Raw genomic sequence first — 20,147 nt, 5'->3', positions numbered from 1 at the left:
CGGCAGCGATTGTGCTTCATGCCTGATCAACCCTGGCGGTGGCCCGCATCAAGACGAGCGCCGCATGCATTGATTTCCTTGTATTGAAAAGAGGCTCGCACCATGTCTGTCAAACATCCCATCATTGCCATCACCGGGTCGTCGGGCGCCGGCACCACCACGGTGATGCGCAGCTTCCAGCACATTTTCCGCCGTGAGAAACTCACTGCGCAGATCGTCGAGGGCGATTCTTTCCATCGCTTCAACCGCATGGAAATGCGTGAGGAAATGAAAAAGCAGGAAGCAGCGGGCAACCGCCACTTCAGCCACTTCGGCCCCGACGCCAATCTGCTGGGCGAACTGGAAGCCGTGTTCAAGGCCTATGGCGAGACCGGCGGCGGCAAGGTGCGCAAGTACATTCACGATGCGAGCGAGGCGGCCGAATTCGGCGTCGAGCCCGGCAACTTCACCGACTGGAAGGACATCAAGCCGGGTTCCGACCTGATGTTCTACGAAGGTCTGCATGGCGGCTATGCCGACGGCACCATCGACGTGTCCAAGCAGGTCGATCTGCTCGTGGGCGTGGTGCCCATCATCAACCTGGAGTGGATTCAGAAGCTGCACCGCGACCAGATCCAGCGCGGCTACTCGCAAGAGGCCGTGATGGACACCATCCTGCGCCGCATGCCCGACTACGTGCACCACATCACGCCGCAGTTCTCGCGTACCCACGTCAATTTCCAGCGCGTGCCCACGGTCGACACCTCCAATCCCTTCATCGCCAAGGACATTCCCACCCTCGATGAAAGCATGGTGGTGATCCGCTTCGCGAACCCCAAGGGCATCGACTTCCCCTATCTGCTGTCCATGCTCCACGACTCGTGGATGAGCCGTCCCAACACCCTGGTCGTGCCCGGCGGCAAGATGGGCATTGCCATGCAGCTGATTTTCACCCCCATGATCCTGCGCTTGATGGACCTCAAGCGTCGCGCTGGCTGAACCTCCGGGATACCCACCATGACCACCCTGCAACTCGATACCCAACAGCGCCGCCGTCTGGCCAACGCCATCCGCTTCCTCGCCATCGACGGCGTGCAGGCCGCCAACTCCGGCCACCCCGGCGCCCCCATGGGCATGGCCGACATCGCCGAAGTGCTGTGGCGCAATCACCTGCACCACAACCCGGCCAATCCGCACTGGGCAAACCGCGACCGCTTCGTGCTGTCCAACGGCCACGGCTCGATGCTGATCTACGCGCTGCTGCATCTGACCGGCTACGACCTGCCGATCGAAGAACTCAAGCGCTTCCGCCAGCTGCACAGCAAGACCCCGGGCCACCCCGAGGTCGGCTACACCCCGGGCGTGGAAACCACCACCGGCCCGCTGGGTCAGGGCATCGCCAACGGCGTGGGCATGGCGCTGGCCGAAAAGGTGCTGGCTGCCCAGTTCAACCAGCCCGGTCACGCCATCGTCGACCACCATACCTATGTGTTCCTGGGCGACGGCTGCCTGATGGAGGGCATCAGCCACGAAGCCTGCTCGCTGGCTGGCACCCTGAAGCTGAACAAGCTCATCGCCTATTACGACGACAACGGCATTTCCATCGACGGTCATGTCGAGCACTGGTTCTCCGACAACACCGCGCAGCGCTTCCTGGCCTATGGCTGGAACGTGATCGGCCCGATCGACGGCCATGATGCGGTCGCCGTGGAGAAGGCCACCGCCGAGGCCAAGACCAGCGACAAATCCACCCTCATCATCTGCCGTACCACCATCGGCTGGGGCTCGCCGAACAAGGCCGGCACGCACGACGTGCACGGCGCCGCGCTCGGCCAGGCCGAGGCCGATGCCACCCGCCGCGCGCTGGGCTGGGACTACGGCCCCTTCGAAATCCCCGCCGACATCTACCAGGCCTGGGATGCCAGGTTCCACGGAGCCAAGCTCGAAGCCGACTGGAATGCGCGCTTCGCTGCGTATGAAAAGGCGCATCCCGAGCTTGCCGCCGAGTTCAAGCGCCGCATGGCGGGCGATCTGCCCGCCAACTGGGGCCAGACCGTGCAGACCCTGTATGCCAAGGCGCGCGAGGTCACCGCAGCCACCGCCACCCGCAAGTCCTCGCAGATCGCGCTGGAGACGCTGGTGCCTGCGCTGCCCGGGCTGTTCGGCGGCTCGGCCGACTTGACCGGCTCCAACCTGACTGCAGTGAAGGCCTCGCATTCGTTCGAGAAAGCTGCACCGGGCACGGCGTTCAACTATCTGTCGTATGGCGTGCGCGAGTTCGGCATGGTCGCGATGATGAACGGCATGGCGCTGCATGGCGGCTTCCTGCCCTATGGCGGCACCTTCCTGATGTTCTCCGACTACTCGCGCAACGGCGTGCGCATGAGCGCGCTGATGAAGCAGCGCGTGATCCATGTGTTCACGCACGACTCCATCGGCCTGGGCGAAGACGGCCCGACGCACCAGCCCATCGAGCAGCCGTCCAGCCTGCGCCTCATTCCCAATCTGGATGTCTGGCGTCCGGCCGATGTGCTCGAAACCGCAGTGGCCTGGAAGCATGCCATCGAGCGCAAGCATGGCCCCAGCGCACTGCTGCTGTCGCGCCAGAATCTGGTGTCGACCCCGCATCCGGAAGACGCCGAGCGCTTCATTTCGCGTGGCGGCTATGTGCTGTCCGAAGCGCAGGGCGGCAAGCCGCAGATCGTGCTGATCGCCACCGGCTCGGAAGTGGAAATCGCCCTCAAGGCGCAGACGCAGTTGCAGGACGGCGGCATCGCCACCCGCGTGGTCTCCATGCCCTGCACCAATGCCTTCGACCGGCAGGACGCGGCCTATCGAAACGATGTGCTGCCCGCAGGCGTGCCGCGCGTGGCCATCGAAGCCGGGCATCCCGACTTCTGGCACAAGTATGTCGGCCTGAACGGCGGCATCGTCGGCATTGCCACCTTTGGCGAATCCGCGCCGGCGCCGCAGCTCTATCAGCACTTCAAGGTGACTGCAGAGCACACGGTTGCCGTGGCCAAGTCCGTGCTGCAAGCCGCCTGAGCGCACTGGAACCCGCAACCATGTCCGGACTGTTCGATCTGGTGATGTTCGACCTCGATGGCACGCTGGTGGAAACCGCGCCGGAAATCGCCGATGCGGTCAACGACCTGCTGCGTGACCAGCAACTGCCCGAGGTCTCCGAGCATCTGATCCGCGCCTGGATCGGACACGGCACGCGCGAGCTGCTGCTGCATGCCTATGCGCACGCCACCGGCCTCGAGGAAGAGACGGTGCGGCGTACTGGCACGCTCGACATCCTGATGCCGCGCTTTGCCGAGTTCTACGCCGCGCGCACCGGGCAGCGCAGCCGTCTCTACCCCGATGTGCTGGATACCCTGCGCGCTCTGCGCGGCGCACAGGTGCGCATCGCCCTGGTCACCAACAAGGAGCAGCGTTTTGCCACCACGGTCTTGATGGTGCACGGCATCCGGCATTACTTCGACATGGTGGTTGCCGGGGACACGCTCGAAGCCAAGAAGCCCGATCCCCTGCCGGTACGCTACTGCCTCGACGCCCTCAAAGTGCCGACCGACCGGGCGCTGTTCGTCGGCGACTCCGAGATCGACGTCGCGACGGCGCGGGCCGCCGGTGTGGCGGTGTGGGCCGTGCCCTATGGCTACAACCATGGCAAGCCCATCGCCCTGGCCACGCCGGATCGCGTCATCCCCACGGTGGCCACAGTCGCCGAGGCCGTGAACGCACCCGCCCTGAACCTGGCGGATTGATCGCAACGCGCAGACGCCCACACAGACACCCATTTCCGTTCCCTCACTTCATTCAGGAGAGTTTCATGACCATTCGTGTTGCAATCAATGGCTTTGGCCGTATCGGTCGCATGGTGTTCCGTGCCGTGGCACAGGAAGCCGAGTTCAAGGACATGGAAATCGTTGCCATCAACGACCTGCTCGAACCCGACTACCTGGCCTACATGCTGCAGTACGACTCGGTCCATGGCCGCTTCAACGGCACCGTGGGCGTGGAGGGCAACAACCTCGTAGTCAACGGCAAGAAGATCCGCCTGACCGCCGAGCGCGATCCCGCCAACCTGAAGTGGGGCGAGGTGAATGCCGACGTGGTGGTCGAAGCCACCGGTTTCTTCCTCACCCTCGACACCTGCCAGAAGCACATCGACGCCGGTGCCAAGAAAGTGGTGCAGTCCGCCCCATCCAAGGATGACACGCCGATGTTCGTCTATGGCGTGAACCACGCCAAGTACGCCGGCGAGAAAATCGTCTCCGCTGCCTCCTGCACCACCAACTGCCTGGCCCCGGTGGCCAAGGTGCTCAACGACAGCTTCGGCATCAAGCGCGGCCTGATGAGCACGGTGCATGCCGCCACCGCCACGCAAAAGACCGTGGACGGCCCGTCGAGCAAGGACTGGCGCGGTGGCCGCGGCATCCTCGACAACATCATCCCCTCCAGCACCGGCGCGGCCAAGGCCGTGGGCAAGGTCATCCCCGAGCTGAACAAGAAGCTCACCGGCATGGCCTTCCGCGTGCCCACGCCCGACGTGTCGGTGGTCGACCTGACCGTCGAACTGAACAAGGAAGCCAGCTACGCCGACATCTGCGCCGCGATGAAGGCCGCTTCCGAAGGCCCGCTCAAGGGCGTGCTCGGCTACACCGAAGACAAGGTCGTCTCCACCGATTACCGTGGCTGCTCCATGCCGTCGATCTTCGACGCCGAAGCCGGGATCGCCCTCGATTCCACCTTCGTCAAGGTCGTGTCCTGGTACGACAACGAATACGGCTACACCTGCAACATGATGCGTTTTGTCAAGCACGTCGCCAGCCACTGATGTCGTTGCCCTGCGGATCTGCGCGCAGATCCGCAGGGAGCTGAACCGAGGAGAGACTGATGCAAATTCTGACCTTTGAAGAAGTGTGCAAGCGCGGTTTCGCTCAGGACAAGCGCGTGTTCATCCGCGCCGACCTGAACGTGCCGCTCAACGACAAGGGCGAGATCACCGAGGACACACGCGTGCGCGCTTCCGTGCCCGCGGTGAAGATGGCGCTCGACGCCGGTGCCGGGGTGATGATCACCTCGCACCTGGGCCGCCCGACCGAGGGCGAGTTCAAACCGGAAGATTCTCTGGCTCCCGTGGCCAGGCGCATGAGCGAGCTGCTCGGCGTGCCGGTGCGGCTGCAGGCCGATTGGGTCGATGGCGGCTTCGATGTGCGCCCCGGCGATGTGGTCATGCTCGAGAACGCCCGGGTCAACAAGGGTGAGAAAAAGAACGACGACGCGCTGTCACAGAAGATCGCCAAGCTCTGCGACATCTATGTCAACGACGCCTTCGGCACCGCGCACCGCGCCGAGGCCACCACCTACGGCATCGCCAAATACGCGCCGATCGCCTGCGCGGGTCCGCTGCTGGCCGCCGAGATCGACGCCATCAGCCGCGCGCTGGAAAAGCCCGCGCGCCCGCTGGTCGCCATCGTTGCAGGCTCCAAGGTGTCGACCAAGCTCACCATCCTGCAGGCGCTGGCCGACAAGGTCGACGGCCTGATCGTCGGCGGCGGCATCGCCAACACCTTCATGCTGGCCGAGGGCCTGCCCATCGGCAAGAGCCTGGCCGAGCCCGATCTGGTCGATGAAGCCAGGAAGGTCATGGACAAGATGAAGGCACGCGGTGCGGAAGTGCCCATCCCGCAGGACGTGGTGGTTGCCAAGCAGTTCAGCGCCACGGCCGAAGCCACCGTCAAGGACGCCAAGGATGTCGCCGATGACGATCTGATTCTCGACATCGGTCCCAAGACCGCAGCCGCGCTGGCCGCCAAGCTCAAGACCGCAGGCACCATCGTCTGGAACGGGCCGGTCGGCGTGTTCGAATTCGATGCCTTCGCCAACGGCACCAAGACCCTGGCCGAGGCCATCGCTGCCAGCCCGGCGTTCTCCATCGCGGGCGGTGGCGACACGCTGGCGGCGATTGCCAAGTACGGCATTGCCGACCAGATCGGCTATATCTCCACCGGGGGTGGCGCCTTCCTCGAAATTCTCGAGGGCAAGACCCTGCCGGCTTTCGAGATCCTGCAGCAACGCGCCAAGCAGCCCCTGTCCTGAAACCGCTGAACCCGATTCATTTTCCTTGAGGAGACCGTCATGGCCCTGATTTCCCTGCGTCAACTGCTCGACCACGCCGCCGAGCATTCCTACGGCGTCCCCGCCTTCAACGTCAACAACCTCGAACAGGTGCGCGCCATCATGGAAGCCGCCGACGAGACCAACTCGCCCGTCATCCTGCAGGCCTCCGCCGGGGCCCGCAAGTACGCCGGTGCGCCCTTCCTGCGCCACCTCATCGAGGCCGCGGTCGAGGAGTGGCCGCACATTCCCGTGGTCATGCACCAGGATCACGGCACCAGCCCCAGCGTGTGCCAGCGCTCCATTCAACTGGGCTTCAGCTCGGTGATGATGGACGGCTCGCTCGGTACCGACGGCAAGACCCCGACCACCTACGAATACAACGTCGATGTCACCCGCAAAGTGGTTGAAATGTCGCATGCCTGCGGCGTGTCGGTCGAGGGTGAACTCGGTTGCCTGGGCTCGCTCGAAACCGGCATGGCCGGTGAGGAAGACGGCATCGGCGCCGAAGGCGCGCTCGATCACAGCCAGCTCCTCACCGACCCGGAAGAGGCCGCCGACTTCGTGAAAAAGACCCAGGTCGATGCCCTGGCCATTGCCATCGGCACCAGCCACGGCGCCTACAAGTTCACCCGTCCGCCCACCGGCGACATCCTGGCCATCGGCCGCATCAAGGAAATCCACGCCCGCATCCCCAACACCCATCTGGTGATGCACGGTTCCTCCTCGGTGCCCCAGGAGTGGCTCAAGATCATCAACTCCTACGGCGGCGACATGGGCGAGACCTATGGTGTGCCGGTGGAAGAGATCGTCGAAGGCATCAAGCACGGTGTGCGCAAGGTCAACATCGACACCGACCTGCGCATGGCTTCCACTGGTGCCACCCGCAAGTTCCTGGCCGAGCACCCGAAAGAGTTCGACCCGCGCAAATTCCTCATCGCCTCGACCAAGGCCATGAAGGACATCTGCAAGGCGCGCTACGAAGCCTTCGGCACGGCGGGCAATGCGGCCAAGATCAAGCCCATCACCCTGGAAGACATGTCCAGGCGCTATGAAAAGGGTCTGCTCGATCCCAAGGTGAACTGATTCCCGTGCTTGACCAAGACTGACCGACAACCCCGGCACCTGCCGGGGTTGTCGTCTGTGCGACCTTTTGTTTCCACCCTCGCGAGGAGATGCACATGGCTGCCACTGCCGACCCGCTGCAACGCGGCTTTGCCGCCCCTGATTTTTCGCTGCCCGGCATCGACGGGCGCAGCCATGCCCTGGCCGACCTGCGCGGCCCCAAGGGGCTGCTGGTGATGTTCATCTGCAACCATTGCCCCTACGTGCAGGCTGTGGCCGACCGCATCCGGCGCGACACCGACGAATTGCGCGCGCTGGGCATCGGCGCGGTCGCGATCAACAGCAATGATGTAACCGCCTACCCAGAGGATTCCTTCGACAACATGAAGGTGTTTGCCGCTCGGCACGGCTTTTCCTTCCCCTACCTGTTCGACGAATCGCAGGCCGTGGCCAAGGCCTACGGCGCCGTGTGCACCCCCGACTTTTTCGGCTTCAACGCCGATCTGAAACTGCAGTACCGCGGCCAGCTCGACGCCTCGCGCAAGCAGGCCGCGGCGCCCGATGTGCGCCGTGATCTGTTCGAGGCCATGAAGCAGATCGCCGTCACAGGCATTGGTCCCGACGAGCAATATCCCAGCATCGGCTGCTCGATCAAGTGGAAGGACGCGCCATGAGCACGCTTCAGGCCCTGATTTTCGACGTGGACGGCACCCTGGCCGAAACCGAGCGCGACGGCCACCGCATCGCCTTCAACCAGGCCTTTGCCGATGCCGGTCTCGACTGGAACTGGGACGTGCCGACCTACGGTCGCCTGCTCGCCATCACCGGCGGCAAGGAGCGCATGCTGGCCTATTGGCAGGAGATCGATCCGCAGGCAGCGACACGCCCGGAGGCAGCTGGCCTGATCGCCGAACTGCATCGCCGCAAGACCGCGCATTACGTGCGCCTGGTCGCCGAAGGCGGCATCAGCCTGCGCCCCGGCGTGCGGCGGCTGCTGGAGCAGGCCCGAGGCGCCGGGCTGCGGCTGGCGATCGCCACCACCACGACACCCGACAATGTCGAGGCTCTGATCAACGCCACGCTGGGCGCGGGTGGCATGCGCTGGTTCGAGGCCGTGGGCGCGGGCGATGCAGTGCCGCGCAAGAAGCCCGATCCCGGTATCTACACCTGGGTGCTGGAGCGCATGGCGCTGCGCCCCGAACACGCTCTGGCCTTTGAAGACTCGACCAACGGTCTGCGCGCCGCGCAGGGCGCCGGGCTGCGCACGGTGGTCACCACCGGGGCCTACACCCATCATGAAAACTTCGACGGCGCGCTGGCCTGGCTCGATGGCCTGGGCGATGACGCCGTCCCGGCCTCGGGACAGGTGCAAGGCCAGCCGTGGACGGGTGTGGTCGGACTGGCTGAACTGCGGCAGTGGGCGGCTTGAAATGGCCCCAGGGTCGGCACGCCGACCCTGCGTTTGCTTGAGAACGCGTGTGCGAGCGGGGTTCAGCCGATCACACTGAGCGATTTCGGCGGCAGCAGCACGCCTTGCGCATCCTGCGCGTCCAGCGGACGCTGCAGGTGCTCGATCCGTGGCGGTTTGGCCGCGCCGGGCTGCTCGGTGTACTGATCCAGCCGCGCGGTCTTGCTCACCCAGGTTCCCAGGCGCACGCGCACCGGCTGCGCACTCTGGTTGACCACCAGCACGCGGCTGCCCTTCAGACCGATGAAGCTCGCGCCGGTGATCGCAGACGCCTGTTTGCCGTCTGCGCCGGCCGCCTGCAGCGGAGCGCCGGGAAAGTCGAGCTTGACCAGATTGTTCGCCTGCTCTGCCGCGCGCGTCCAGGCTGCGGCGAGGGCACTGGGCGCCGGGCACAGCATGGCCCGGGGCAGCGTGGCCTGCCCGGCGGGTACCGCGGCCTGATCCAGGGTGAGCAGCAACTTGGCCGAGGCGTCGAGCTGCGCGTCCCACGCCGGGGTGGCGATCTTGATGCCGTGGCAGGGCTGCCGCACCGCGGCAAGCAGCTCGGTGGGCAGAATGCGCATCACATCATCCGGGCCCGCGGTGAGGCTGGGTGCGCCAGCGGCTGCAGTTTGCGCAAATGCAGCGAGCTGCGAGGTGGCCATTGCCAGAGTGAGAGCGGCCAGGGTTCGGGTCAGGCGGGTCGTGGGGCGATGTTGGAACATGATGAATGATGGTGAAAAACGCCGCACCAGGGCGGCTCAGTGAGGGTTCGAAACCTGCACAGCAGGGTGCCGTGTGGGACTGGCGAATGGCGCCAGAGTTCAGAGCGCTGCATGCAGCACCAGCCGCCGCCCCTGTCGCGCGCTCGGCGGGGTGGGCCAAAGCGCGTCGAGCATGGACAGCGCCAGCACCTGCAGTGCGTCCCACGGTGCGCGCGGCAGGGTGTCGGGCCGCAGGCCCTTGACGGCCAGATCGCATTGCGCGGCGAGCTGCAGCAGGCGCTCCAGATCAGGGGTGCGCAGGCGCGGCAAGGCGCGTTCCAGCAACTTCTCCTTCACGCCCCAGATGCGATTGGCGCGCAGCAGTGCGGGCAAGGCCTGCCCGGCGTCCAGCCCCTGGCGGATGCGCAGCCAGGCGCGCACGTCGTCGGCCAGTGTCCAGTGCACCAGCACCGGGGCCACGCCTTCGGCCTGCAGTCCGGCGAGCATGCGCAGCAGCCGGGCCACGTCTCCGCCGAGCACCGCCTCGCCGAGCTTGAACACGCTGTAGCGCGCCACGTTCAGCACCGCCTGCTCGACCATCTCGGGGTCGAGTGGGCCGGGTGGACACAGCAGCGCGAGCTTTTCGATTTCCTGATGCGCGGCCAGCAGATTGCCCTCCACCCGCGCCACCAGAAAGTCGATCAGCGCCCGTCCGGCGTCGCCTGCAGGCAGGGTGAAGCCGTGGCGCTGCAGCCGTGCAGCAATCCAGCGCGGCAATTGCGCCAGTTCCACGCTGTCCACCCGCACCGCGACACCGGTCTGCGCCAGGGCGCTGAACCAGGCGGATTTCTGCGTGGCCGCGTCCAGCCGGGGCAGCACGACCAGCGCCATCACCTCCGGCGAGAGATGCCCGGACAGTGCGGTCAGCGCCTCGGCCCCATCGCGCCCGGGCTTGCCGCCGGGAATGCGCAGCTCGATCAGCCGCCGCCCGCCGAACAGGCTTATCTCGCGGCTGCCCGCGAGCAACTGGCTCCAGTCGAAACCGCGTTCCACCGTGTGGCTCTCGCGCTCGTCGAAGCCTAGCGCGCGTGCGCGCGCGCGTATGGCATCGACCGCTTCGTTGACCAGCAGCACCTCGTCGCCATGTACCGCATAGAGCGGGCTCAGCTTGCTGGCGAGATGGGCCTCGAGTTGATCGGCGGCGATCTGCATCAGTTGGGCATCCTCACCGCGGCGAGCTGGTACATCAGACGGTCGATCAGTTCCTCGCGCATGCCGCGGTAGAGCAGGTCAGACTCGTTGGCCTTGGCCAGCGTGGCACTGGAGTTGTAGCTCAGGTTGCTGGTCTGCGACAGGTCGGTGGGGGCGATCAGCACCTTGCCCTGGGGCGTGGCGAGCTGAAACCGCACCGTGTAGCGCAGCAGGTATTGCGCCACCGTGCCGTCTGCATTGTAGGCCTGCGCGGTCTGCGTCTGCGATTCGCCCAGCAGGGTGAACACGGCCTGGGCCGATTTGGCATCTGGCGCAATGCGGGTTGCGGTGGTGGCCGCAATGCGCCGCTTGAGCGCAATGACAAAGGCCGAGGTCGGTGTGCCCTGCACGAACAGCGAATGGAACGACAGATCGGTCGATCCGCGCAGTTGAAAGCCGCAGGCGGACAGCAGCGCGAGCGGGGCGAGAACGACGACACTGCGGCGCTTCATTCAGACCACCACATTGACCAGCCGACCGGGGACGACGATGACTTTCTTCGCCACCTTGCCCTCGCTGAACCGGGCGAAGTCCGCGCTGGCCAGCGCGGCGGCTTCGATGGCGGCCTTGTCGGCGCTGGCGGGCACATGCAATGCACCGCGCAGCTTGCCATTGACCTGCAGCATGAGTTCGATGGTGTCCTGCACCAATGCGGACTCATCGACCTGCGGCCAGGGCGCGTCGAGCAGATCGCCGTGTTGGCTTGCAAAGCCGAGTTCCACCCACAGGGTGTGGGCGATATGCGGAGTGGCGGGGTAGAGCACGCGCAGCAGAACGCCGAACCCCTCGCGCAGCGCAGCGGGCATGCCGACTGTTGCCATGTCTGCACCTTCGAGGGTGTTGAGCAGTTTCATCGCGCCCGACACCACCGTGTTGTATTGCATGCGTTCGTAGTCGAAGCTGATCTGCCGCAGGGTCAGATGAACGTCGCGGCGCAGCGTCTTGACGGCGGCGAGCGCGTCACCTGCGGGCAGATCCGGCGCAGTGGTCATCGCGGCGGCGTGGCGGTGGGCCAAGGCCCACACCCGCCTGAGGAAGCGGTGTGCGCCTTCCACCGCAGCGTCGTTCCATTCCAGCGTGGCCTCGGGCGGGGCGGCGAACATGGTGAACAACCGCGCGGTATCGGCGCCGAAGCGGTCGATCAGTTCCTGCGGATCGACCCCGTTGTTCTTGCTCTTGCTCATGGTGCCCACGCCGCCGTAGTCCACCGCCGAACCGTCGGCCTTGAGCCGGGCGGAGGTGATCTTGCCCTGCGCATCGAACACGTTCTCGACCTCGTGCGGCCAGAAGTAGTCGATGCCGCCCTGCGCGGTTTTGCGCGAATAGATGTGGTTGAGCACCATGCCCTGCGTGAGCAAGCGGGTGAACGGCTCGTCGGCCTTCACCAGCCCGAGGTCGCGCATCACCTTGGTCCAGAAGCGCGCGTACAGCAGGTGCAGAATCGCGTGCTCGATGCCGCCGATGTACTGGTCCATCGGCATCCAGTAGTCGGTGCGGGCATCGACCATCGCGGCGGGGTTGTCCGCGCAGGTGTAGCGCAGGAAGTACCAGGACGAATCGACGAAGGTGTCCATGGTGTCGGTCTCGCGCTGTGCCGGCTTGCCACAGCGCGGGCACGGCACATCGACGAACTCGGCACATTTGGCCAGCGGGTTGCCGCTGCCGTCGGGAATGAGGTTTTCCGGCAGCACCACGGGCAAATCCTTTTCCGGCACCGGCACCGCGCCGCAGTCCGGGCAGTGGATGATGGGAATCGGCGTGCCCCAATACCGCTGGCGGGAAATGCCCCAGTCGCGCAGCCGCCAGGTGGTGCGCTTCTCGCCCAAGCCTTTGGCTGCGAGGAGTTCGGCGACCTTGTCCACCGCGGCGCGGTGATCCAGCCCGTCGAGCACGCCCGAGTGCACGCACACCCCGCGCTGCTTGTCGCCGTACCAGTCGGCCCAGGCGTCGGCGGAGAAGGTCTCGCCTTCCACGCGGATCACCTGCTTGATCGGCAGGCCGTATTTCCTGGCGAAGGCGAAGTCGCGCGCGTCGTGCGCGGGCACGCCCATCACGGCGCCGTCGCCGTAGCTCATCAGCACATAGTTGCCCACCCACACCGGCACCGCCTCGCCGGTGAGCGGATGGGTCACGGCCAGCCCCGTGGGCATGCCTTCCTTTTCTTTGAGCGCCAGCTCGGCCTCGGTGGTGCCGCCCTGCTGGCAGCGGGCGATGAACGCGGCCAGCTCCGGGTTGCCCGCTGCGGCATGCGCGGCCAGCGGGTGTTCGGGCGCGACCGCGCAGAAGGTCACGCCCATGATGGTGTCGGCGCGGGTGGTGAACACATACAGCCTGCCGTCCTGGATCAGCGTGCCGGAGGCATCGCGGATCTGGTGCGGGAAGGCAAAGCGCACCCCCTCGCTCTTGCCGATCCAGTTCTCCTGCATCAACCGCACGCGCTCGGGCCAGCCGTGCAGATAGTTCTTGTCGCTGGGGTCGGCCACCGCGGCGAGCAGTTCCTCGGCGTAGTCGGTGATCTTGAGGTAGTAGCCGGGGATTTCGCGTTTTTCCACCACGGCGCCGCTGCGCCAGCCGCGTCCGTCGATCACCTGTTCGTTGGCCAGTACGGTCTGGTCCACCGGGTCCCAGTTGACCACCTGGGTGCGGCGTTCGGCGATGCCTTTTTCCAGCATCTTGAGGAACAGCCACTGGTTCCACTTGTAGTAGTCGGGCGCGCAAGTGGCGACCTCGCGGCTCCAGTCGATCGCCAGGCCCATGGCCTGCATCTGCCGTTTCATGGTGGCGATGTTGTCGTAGGTCCACTGTGCCGGGGGCACCTTGTTTTTGATCGCCGCGTTTTCTGCAGGCAGGCCGAAGGCGTCCCAGCCCATGGGCATGAGCACATTGTGACCGTTCATCCGCAGATGGCGGGTGAGCATGTCGTTGATGGTGTAGTTGCGCACATGGCCCATGTGCAGCTTGCCCGAGGGGTAGGGCAGCATCGAGCAGGCGTAGAACTTGGTGCCCGGCTTGTCCTCGCGCACGCGGTAGGCGTCGGTGGCTTGCCAATGGGCTTGCGCGGCGGCTTCGACCGCGCTGGCGTCGTACTTCTCGTTCATCTTGGAGCTTGCAGGTTGGGGCCGCACCGGGGCCCTGGCAGGGACGGCGGCTAGGCGTGCATGTTAGTGGTCACGCCGCCGCTTGCGCCCGCCGCAAAGCCGGTCTCCAATGACGCCATCGCAACCACGGCGCAAGACCATGCCACTGAACGCAACCGATTCCTCGCAGCCGCGCATTGTCATCGTCGGCGGTGGCGCGGGCGGGCTGGAGCTCGCCACCCGCCTGGGCGACACCCTGGGGCGACGGGGCCAGGCCGACATCACCCTGATCGAGCGCGGCCGCAGTCATCTGTGGAAGCCGCTGCTGCATCAGGCGGCCGCCGGCACGCTGGGCATCGATGACAACGCGCTGAACTACCTCGCCCAGTCCACCTGGCACCATTTCAAATACCGGCTTGGCGCGATGGACGGTCTCGACCGCGCGCGCCGCGAGGTGCTGGTTGCGCCCACGCTGGATGACGCCGGCCGCGAGATCGTGCCGCGCCGTCGCATCGGCTACGACATTCTGGTGATCGCAGTGGGCAGCCAGAACAACGACTTCGGCACCCCCGGCGCGGCCGAACAGGCCATTGCCCTGGACACGCCCGAAGACGCCCGGCGCTTTCATCGCCGCCTGGTCAATGCCTGCATTGCCGCCAACACCCAGACCGAGCCACTGCGGCCGGAGCAGCTCAAGGTCGTGGCCATCGGCGCCGGGGCGACCGGGGTGGAGCTGGTGGCCGAGCTGCACAACGCCACGCGGGTGCTGGCCGCCTATGGTCTGGACCGCATCGACCCCGAGCGCGATGTGCGGCTCAGTCTGGTCGAGGCCGCGCCCCGCATCCTGCCCGCGCTGCCCGAGCGTCTGTCGGCCGCAGCCGCTGCAGAGCTGGCCAAGCTCGGCGTGCAGATGCACACCGGCAAGCGCGTCACCGAGGTCACCGCCACGGGCGTGCGCACGGCGGATGGCGACTTTCTGCCCGCTGAGCTGGTGGTCTGGGCGGCGGGTGTGAAGGCGCCGGATTTCCTGCGCGAGATCGACGGTCTGGAGACCAACCGCATCAACCAGCTTGTCGTGCGCCCCACCCTGCAGACCAGCCGCGATGACACCATCTACGCGCTGGGCGACTGCGCCGCCTGCGCGTGGGAGGGGCATGACGGCAATGTGCCGCCGCGTGCTCAGGCGGCACACCAGCAGGCCAGTCTCGTCGCCCGCCAGATCGCGCGGCAATTGCAGGGCAAGCCGCTGCTGACCTTTCGCTATCGCGACTTCGGCTCGCTGGTGTCGCTGGGCGAGCACAGCACCGTGGGCAATCTGATGGGCGGGCTGTCCAGGGGCAGCCTGTTCATCGAAGGGCATTTCGCCCGCTTCATCTACTGGCTGCTCTACCGCATGCACCTGCACGCGCTGCACGGTTTCTGGAAGACCGCCTTCCTCACACTGGCGCGCATGATCTCGCGCACCACCGAGCCGCGCATCAAGCTGCATTGACACGCCTTGGGGGACAATGCGCATCCAGACCACCGGGGATCGCCCATGAGCATGAAAAAGACCGACCTTGAAAAACATCTTGCCAAGAAACTCGACGGCAAGCTGAAGTCCGGCACCATCCCGCAGCGTTTCGGCCAGGGCGCCAAGGCCGCTGCCGTGAAAGCCGAGACCAAACCCAAGGACGCCGCGCCCAAGCTGGTGCAACTGACCTGCAAACTGCCCGCCGATCTGGCGCAGCGCCTGCGCGACCGGGCCGTGGAAACGGAAGGCGGCGTGAACACCATACTGACCCAGGCCGCGACGCTGTGGCTGGAGTCGGCTGCAGTGACAGGGCAGAAAAACTGATCGCGGCGGGCGGCCCGGGGTGCTCAGCCGGACGTGGGAAGCAAGCATGTCCATCGCGAAGCTCTTGTGCCGATCGTGCTGTGAAGCGCGACCGGTCCCCAGTCATAGCTTGAACGCCTCATCACTCAGGCCAGACCCTGCGCCAGCGCATCGAACACCACACGGATGGGCCGCGAGGTGCGCAGCTCGCGGTGGGTGACCAGCCAGATCGGGAAGCGCACGGGCGGCAACTCGTTCAGCACGCGGACCATGCCCGGGGTGTCGCGGGCGATCTCGTCCGCCATGGCGCCGATCCCCATGCCCTGGCGCACCAGCGCCCATTGCGCCAGCGAGTGGTCGGCGTAGCAGCTGAAGTTGGCCTCGCGCAGAGGTAGGCCCTGCTGGCGGAGAAAGGCCAGGAAGTGGCCTGAACGGTCGGCGCCCACGAAGGGCAGATGGGCCGCCTCCTCGGCGCGGTGTGGGTGGCCGTGGGTCTTCACCCATTCCTCGGTCGCGTAGAAGTGGGCCGTGGCCTCCCGGACAAACCGGGCAATCAGGTCCGGCTGATCGGGCTTGACATGGCGGACGGCGATGTCCGCCTCCCGGCGCAGCAGGTCGCTGTTGGCATCGGTGGCGATCACCTCGATGGCAATGGTCGGTTCCTTCTCGCGCAACTGCCGCACCAGCGGGGCCAGGAAGTGGGCGGCCATCCCGAAGGTGGCCGAGACCGACACCACACCGCCCACCGCCTGCGAGCGGCCGCTGGCCGCCAGTCTCAGTGCATCGGCGGCAGCGCCCATGGCGCGGGCATGCGCCAGCAGGTCCTGCCCGGTTGGCGTCAGCGCCATGGTCTTGCCCACCCGCTCGAAGAGGGTCACGCCCATGCGCTGTTCGATGGCCGCCACCTGACGGCTCAGCGTGGGCTGGGTCAGGCCCAGCTTGCGCGCGGCCGCCGACAGCGAGCCGGTTTCCGCGGTCTCCAGAAAGGCCTTGAGCTGGTTCCAGTCGAGGTGATCCATGCAAATTTGTATATGTTCACTGCAATTTACCGCAGTTCCTCTTGAAGTTGCGCATGGATAGCATGCGTCCATTGCGCAAACGACTTCAGTTGTTGACCATGCCGACTTCCGCCATCACATCCCGCGCCGAAATCTCGCCAACCGCTGATGCGGGTGGTCTGGCGTCACGAAATTGCATGCACGCCATGCGCAAGCGTTCCCTGTTTGCCGCTGTGCTTCTTGTTGCGCTTTGCGGCTGCGCTGCCACCACCAGCACGCGTTTCACGCCCTCGCCGCAGCCACCGGTGTGCCATGCGTCGTCCACTGCATGGGTCGTCTGGGCTCCGCAGTGGCGTGCTGACCAGAAGGATGTTCAGGCACGAGAGCTTGCAGCAAGCGAAGGCATTGCCCGGTTCTTCCGGGACTCGGGTTGCTTTGCATCGGTCACGGTGCGGCGAGTCCCGCAGCTGTCCGCGCCGTACGTTCAGTCGGCCGCCGCCGACGCGGCGCAGCGCTCCGACACACTCGTTGCCCTGGCCGTTCGCGAGCTCGGGCCGTTCGTCAAGATCGGCGCGTCCGTGGCGCTGGTTGAAGGCGGAACCGAAGTCGTCCTCGACATCGAGGAGTACAAGCCGCCCAGCGAAAAACGGCGTGCATTCTCAGTGCATTGGCGCAACGGTGGCCCAGGCATCATCAAGGGAGTGGCCACGCTGCCACAAGACATGGAAGCCGCATTGGCTGCGGCGTTGCAGCCGGGGGCACGGTGATGCCCGGCCCTTCGCTGCACCGAACATGCGCCAGCCCGCTGCGGGCACTGACGCCCGCAGATGAACTGGAAGGATCGGCTGCCCGCAAGGCCCGCTTCTGGGACCGCATCGCGCTCAAGTACGCGGCCGCCCCCATCGCCGACATGGCCGGCTACGAATTCACGCTGCGGCAGGTGGAACACCTGCTGACCGCCGATCAGGACGTGCTGGAAATCGGCTGTGGCACCGGGACCACCGCCTTGCGCCTGGCGCCCTTCACGCGCCGTCTGCTGGCCACTGACGTGTCCGCCTGCATGATCGCCATCGCGCAGGAGAAGCTCGCTGCCCAGTCGGTGCCCCAGGTGTGCTTTGCCGTGGCCGACGCCGAGGAGCCGGTGGCCGGGCCGGATGCATTCGACGTGGTGCTGGCCTTCAACCTGCTGCACCTCGTGACCAATCTCGATCGCACGCTGCAACAGGCGGTGCGGGCCTTGCGGCCGGGTGGCCTGCTGATTTCCAAGACGGCCTGTCTCACCGAGTTGAACCCGCTGATCCGTTACCTGGCCGTACCCGTGATGCAGGCCGTTGGCAAGGCGCCCCACGTGCTGTGCTTCGACGCCGACGCGCTGCAGGCGGCCATCGCCCGCCAGGGCATGGACATTGTCTCGGTCGAGCGACACGGCACCCGGGGCAAGGACTTCCGGGTCTTCATCGTGGCCCGCAAGCCGGACTAAGCGTCCTCGCCCCGTTTCGGAGAGGCATTGGGGTCAGGTCTGGCTCCGCAGCGCGAGCCCCCTTGAGCTCTCCTGCCGTGCAGAGTTCAGCCGCAACGCCGCCTCACCCGACCGCCTTGCGCAACATCTCTCCGACCTGCTGTGGATTGGCGCGGCCGCCGGTGGCTTTCATCACCTGGCCGACCAGGGCGTTGAGCGCCTTGTCCTTGCCGGCGCGATATTCCGCGACGTTCTTCGGATTGGCGGCGAGCACGGCGTCGACCGCAGCCTGCAGCGCGGCGCTGTCGCTCACCTGCGCCAGGCCGCGGGCGTCGATGATGGCGTCCACGTTGCCGCCGTGTTCGCCCGTCCACAGCGCGCCGAAGACCTCCTTGGCGGTTTTGCTGGACAGGGTGCCGTCGTTGATCTTGCTGGTGAGCGCCGCGAGTTGCGCGGGGGTGACGGGGCTGGCGCCGATGTCGCGCTCCTCACGGTTGAGCTGGGCGGCGAGTTCACCCATGATCCAGTTGGCGGCGAGCTTGGGCGCCGCGCCTGCGGCCACGCAGGCCTCGAAGTAGGCGGCATGCGCACGGGTCTGGGTCATCTGTGCGGCAGCCTCGGCGCTCAGGCCGTGGGTGCCGACAAGGCGTGCGGCCATCTGCCGCGGCAGCTCGGGCAGGGTGGCGCGCACCTGCTCGATCCACTCGGGCGAGATCACCAGCGGCGGCAGATCGGGGTCGGGGAAGTAGCGGTAGTCGTGCGCGTCTTCCTTGGTGCGCATGGTGCGGGTTTCGCCCTTGTCGGGGTCGAACAGCCGGGTTTCCTGCACCACCTTGCCGCCATCTTCGATGCGTTCGATCTGGCGGCGCACCTCGAACTCGATGGCTTTCTCGAGGAAGCGGAAGCTGTTGAGATTCTTGATCTCGCAGCGTGTGCCCAGCGGCTCGCCGGGTCGGCGCACCGACACATTGGCATCGCAGCGGAACGAGCCTTCCTGCAGATTGCCGTCGCAGATGTCCAGCCACACCACCAGCGCGTGCAGCGCGCGGGCATATTCGGCGGCCTCGCGTGCGCTGCGCAGCTCGGGCTCGGTCACCACTTCGAGCAGGGGCGTGCCCGCGCGGTTGAGGTCGATGCCGCTGGCGGCGTTGCCTGCGCGGTCGAACAGTCCGGCTTCGTGCAGCGACTTGCCCGCGTCTTCCTCGAGGTGGGCGCGGGTGAGCTGCAGGCGGTGCGGCTTGCCGTCCACCAGAAACTCGACCACCCCGCCCTGCACCACAGGAATTTCATACTGGCTGATCTGGTAGCCCTTGGGCAGATCGGGGTAAAAGTAGTTCTTGCGCGCGAACACCGACTGCGGTGCGATGGTCGCGCCCAGCGCCAGACCGAGGCGGATGGCCCGCTCCACCGCGGCGCGGTTGGCCACCGGCAGCACACCGGGCAGCGCCAGATCCACCGCGCAGGCCTGGGTGTTGGGTGCGGCGCCAAACGCAGTGGACGCGGCCGAGAACATCTTGGACCGGGTGGAGAGCTGAACGTGGGTTTCCAGCCCGATGACCACTTCCCATTGCATGATGCGATTCCTTACGTTGAACGGCGGAACGCCGAGAGCAGCAGCGCGGCCCCGATGAACAGGGTGCCGAAACTGCGCTGCAGCCAGAGTTGATGTTGCGGCGCACGCAGGGCGCGCAGCACGCGCGCGGCCAGCAGGGTGTAGCCATTCATCACCACGATGTCGGTGATGAACAGCGACAGCCCGCACAGCAGATATTGCGGCAACTGCGGCTGGGCCGGGTTGATGAACTGCGGCAGCACCGCCAGCATGAACACCAGGCCCTTGGGGTTGCTGGCGTTGATGAGAAAGCCGCGCAGCACGAGCTGCCAGCGGGTGGGGGGCACCGTGTTCCTGGCGCTGCCATCGGCCTCGACCAGACCCTGCGCCGGAGCGCGCCATTGCTGCACGCCCAGCCACAGCAGATACGCCACGCCGAACCACTTGACGGCGCTGAACGCGGTTTCGCTCGCGGCCAGCACCGCCCCGAGGCCCGCAGCGACCACCACCAGAATGGCCGCGATGCCCAGTTGCAGGCCGAGGATGTTCCACACCCCGAGCCGCCAGCCGTGGCGCAACCCGGTGGTCATGCAGGAAATGGCTCCCGAACCCGGCGACAGGCTGATGAGCCAGCTCGCGACAAAGAAGGTCAGCCAGGTGTGCCAGTCCATCG

General features: G+C 66.2%; 19 protein-coding genes. 12 read left to right on the top strand and 7 right to left on the bottom strand.

From position 1 onward, the window contains the following. The first annotated feature begins 102 nt into the window (after positions 1 to 102). The 8 genes from AC1ZQA_RS15055 (at position 103) to AC1ZQA_RS15020 (ending at position 8,599) form a co-directional block, all read left to right on the top strand. The gene (locus tag AC1ZQA_RS15055; RefSeq protein WP_482677651.1) at positions 103 to 978 is read left to right on the top strand and encodes a phosphoribulokinase; all 876 of its coding nucleotides are present in this window, start codon (positions 103 to 105) and stop codon (positions 976 to 978) included. An 18-nt stretch (positions 979 to 996) separates the two neighbouring features. Continuing rightward, complete coding sequence (gene tkt / locus AC1ZQA_RS15050; protein WP_482677650.1) at positions 997 to 3,024, top strand: transketolase; 2,028 nt, start codon at positions 997 to 999, stop codon at positions 3,022 to 3,024. 20 nt (positions 3,025 to 3,044) lie between these two features. Continuing rightward, entirely contained in the window at positions 3,045 to 3,749 is a 705-nt protein-coding gene (gph, locus tag AC1ZQA_RS15045) for a phosphoglycolate phosphatase (RefSeq protein ID WP_482677649.1), read from the top strand. Between the two features lie 65 nt (positions 3,750 to 3,814). After that, a complete protein-coding gene (gene gap / locus AC1ZQA_RS15040) occupies positions 3,815 to 4,822 on the top strand; it encodes a type I glyceraldehyde-3-phosphate dehydrogenase (protein WP_482677648.1) in 1,008 nt (335 codons plus the stop codon). A 59-nt stretch (positions 4,823 to 4,881) separates the two neighbouring features. Further along, on the top strand, positions 4,882 to 6,087 hold the full coding sequence (locus AC1ZQA_RS15035; protein WP_482677647.1) for a phosphoglycerate kinase: 1,206 nt from the start codon (positions 4,882 to 4,884) through the stop codon (positions 6,085 to 6,087). Positions 6,088 to 6,126: 39 nt separating this feature from the next. Next, positions 6,127 to 7,191 (top strand): class II fructose-bisphosphate aldolase, encoded by a 1,065-nt coding sequence (gene fba / locus AC1ZQA_RS15030; RefSeq protein ID WP_482677646.1) that lies wholly within the window; start codon positions 6,127 to 6,129, stop codon positions 7,189 to 7,191. Between the two features lie 95 nt (positions 7,192 to 7,286). Further along, positions 7,287 to 7,844, top strand: coding sequence for a thioredoxin family protein (locus AC1ZQA_RS15025; protein ID WP_482677645.1), 558 nt, complete (start codon positions 7,287 to 7,289; stop codon positions 7,842 to 7,844). Further along, the gene (locus AC1ZQA_RS15020; protein ID WP_482677644.1) at positions 7,841 to 8,599 is read left to right on the top strand and encodes an HAD family hydrolase; all 759 of its coding nucleotides are present in this window, start codon (positions 7,841 to 7,843) and stop codon (positions 8,597 to 8,599) included. Before AC1ZQA_RS15025 ends, AC1ZQA_RS15020 begins: the two co-directional genes overlap by 4 nt. 62 nt (positions 8,600 to 8,661) lie before the next feature. On the opposite strand, the gene AC1ZQA_RS15015 is transcribed toward AC1ZQA_RS15020, so the two are convergent. The 4 genes from AC1ZQA_RS15015 to leuS all read right to left on the bottom strand — a co-directional run bounded on the left by AC1ZQA_RS15015 (position 8,662) and on the right by leuS (position 13,670). Further along, positions 8,662 to 9,342, bottom strand: a complete 681-nt coding sequence (locus AC1ZQA_RS15015) for a hypothetical protein (RefSeq protein WP_482677643.1) — start codon at positions 9,340 to 9,342, stop codon at positions 8,662 to 8,664. 99 nt (positions 9,343 to 9,441) lie between these two features. Further along, complete coding sequence (holA, locus tag AC1ZQA_RS15010; RefSeq protein ID WP_482677642.1) at positions 9,442 to 10,533, bottom strand: DNA polymerase III subunit delta; 1,092 nt, start codon at positions 10,531 to 10,533, stop codon at positions 9,442 to 9,444. Then, positions 10,533 to 11,024 (bottom strand): LPS-assembly lipoprotein LptE, encoded by a 492-nt coding sequence (locus AC1ZQA_RS15005; RefSeq protein WP_482677641.1) that lies wholly within the window; start codon positions 11,022 to 11,024, stop codon positions 10,533 to 10,535. Before AC1ZQA_RS15005 ends, holA begins: the two co-directional genes overlap by 1 nt. Next, a complete protein-coding gene (leuS, locus tag AC1ZQA_RS15000) occupies positions 11,025 to 13,670 on the bottom strand; it encodes a leucine--tRNA ligase (RefSeq protein ID WP_482677640.1) in 2,646 nt (881 codons plus the stop codon). A gap of 139 nt (positions 13,671 to 13,809) precedes the next feature. Between leuS and AC1ZQA_RS14995 the strand changes: the two genes are divergently transcribed. Further along, positions 13,810 to 15,141 carry an NAD(P)/FAD-dependent oxidoreductase gene (locus AC1ZQA_RS14995; RefSeq protein WP_482677639.1) on the top strand — a complete coding sequence of 444 codons (1,332 nt, stop codon included), beginning with the start codon at positions 13,810 to 13,812 and terminating at the stop codon, positions 15,139 to 15,141. A 45-nt stretch (positions 15,142 to 15,186) separates the two neighbouring features. After that, positions 15,187 to 15,486, top strand: a complete 300-nt coding sequence (locus tag AC1ZQA_RS14990) for a hypothetical protein (protein ID WP_482677638.1) — start codon at positions 15,187 to 15,189, stop codon at positions 15,484 to 15,486. 125 nt (positions 15,487 to 15,611) lie between these two features. Here the strand turns inward: AC1ZQA_RS14990 and AC1ZQA_RS14985 are convergent, their stop codons facing one another. Then, positions 15,612 to 16,484, bottom strand: coding sequence for a LysR family transcriptional regulator (locus AC1ZQA_RS14985; RefSeq protein WP_482677637.1), 873 nt, complete (start codon positions 16,482 to 16,484; stop codon positions 15,612 to 15,614). Between the two features lie 176 nt (positions 16,485 to 16,660). Between AC1ZQA_RS14985 and AC1ZQA_RS14980 the strand changes: the two genes are divergently transcribed. After that, positions 16,661 to 17,230 (top strand): hypothetical protein, encoded by a 570-nt coding sequence (locus tag AC1ZQA_RS14980; protein ID WP_482677636.1) that lies wholly within the window; start codon positions 16,661 to 16,663, stop codon positions 17,228 to 17,230. After that, positions 17,230 to 17,943 carry a class I SAM-dependent methyltransferase gene (locus AC1ZQA_RS14975; RefSeq protein WP_482677635.1) on the top strand — a complete coding sequence of 238 codons (714 nt, stop codon included), beginning with the start codon at positions 17,230 to 17,232 and terminating at the stop codon, positions 17,941 to 17,943. Before AC1ZQA_RS14980 ends, AC1ZQA_RS14975 begins: the two co-directional genes overlap by 1 nt. 103 nt (positions 17,944 to 18,046) lie before the next feature. Here the strand turns inward: AC1ZQA_RS14975 and gatB are convergent, their stop codons facing one another. Continuing rightward, positions 18,047 to 19,495, bottom strand: coding sequence for an Asp-tRNA(Asn)/Glu-tRNA(Gln) amidotransferase subunit GatB (gatB, locus tag AC1ZQA_RS14970; RefSeq protein ID WP_482677634.1), 1,449 nt, complete (start codon positions 19,493 to 19,495; stop codon positions 18,047 to 18,049). An 11-nt stretch (positions 19,496 to 19,506) separates the two neighbouring features. Then, positions 19,507 to 20,145: a LysE family transporter gene (locus tag AC1ZQA_RS14965; protein ID WP_482677633.1), complete on the bottom strand. Its 639-nt coding sequence runs from the start codon at positions 20,143 to 20,145 to the stop codon at positions 19,507 to 19,509. Positions 20,146 to 20,147 lie beyond the last annotated feature (2 nt).

It is taken from the genome of Thiomonas sp. DCM-2 (assembly GCF_056820905.1).
This window is presented reverse-complemented; position numbering and strand designations above follow the sequence as displayed.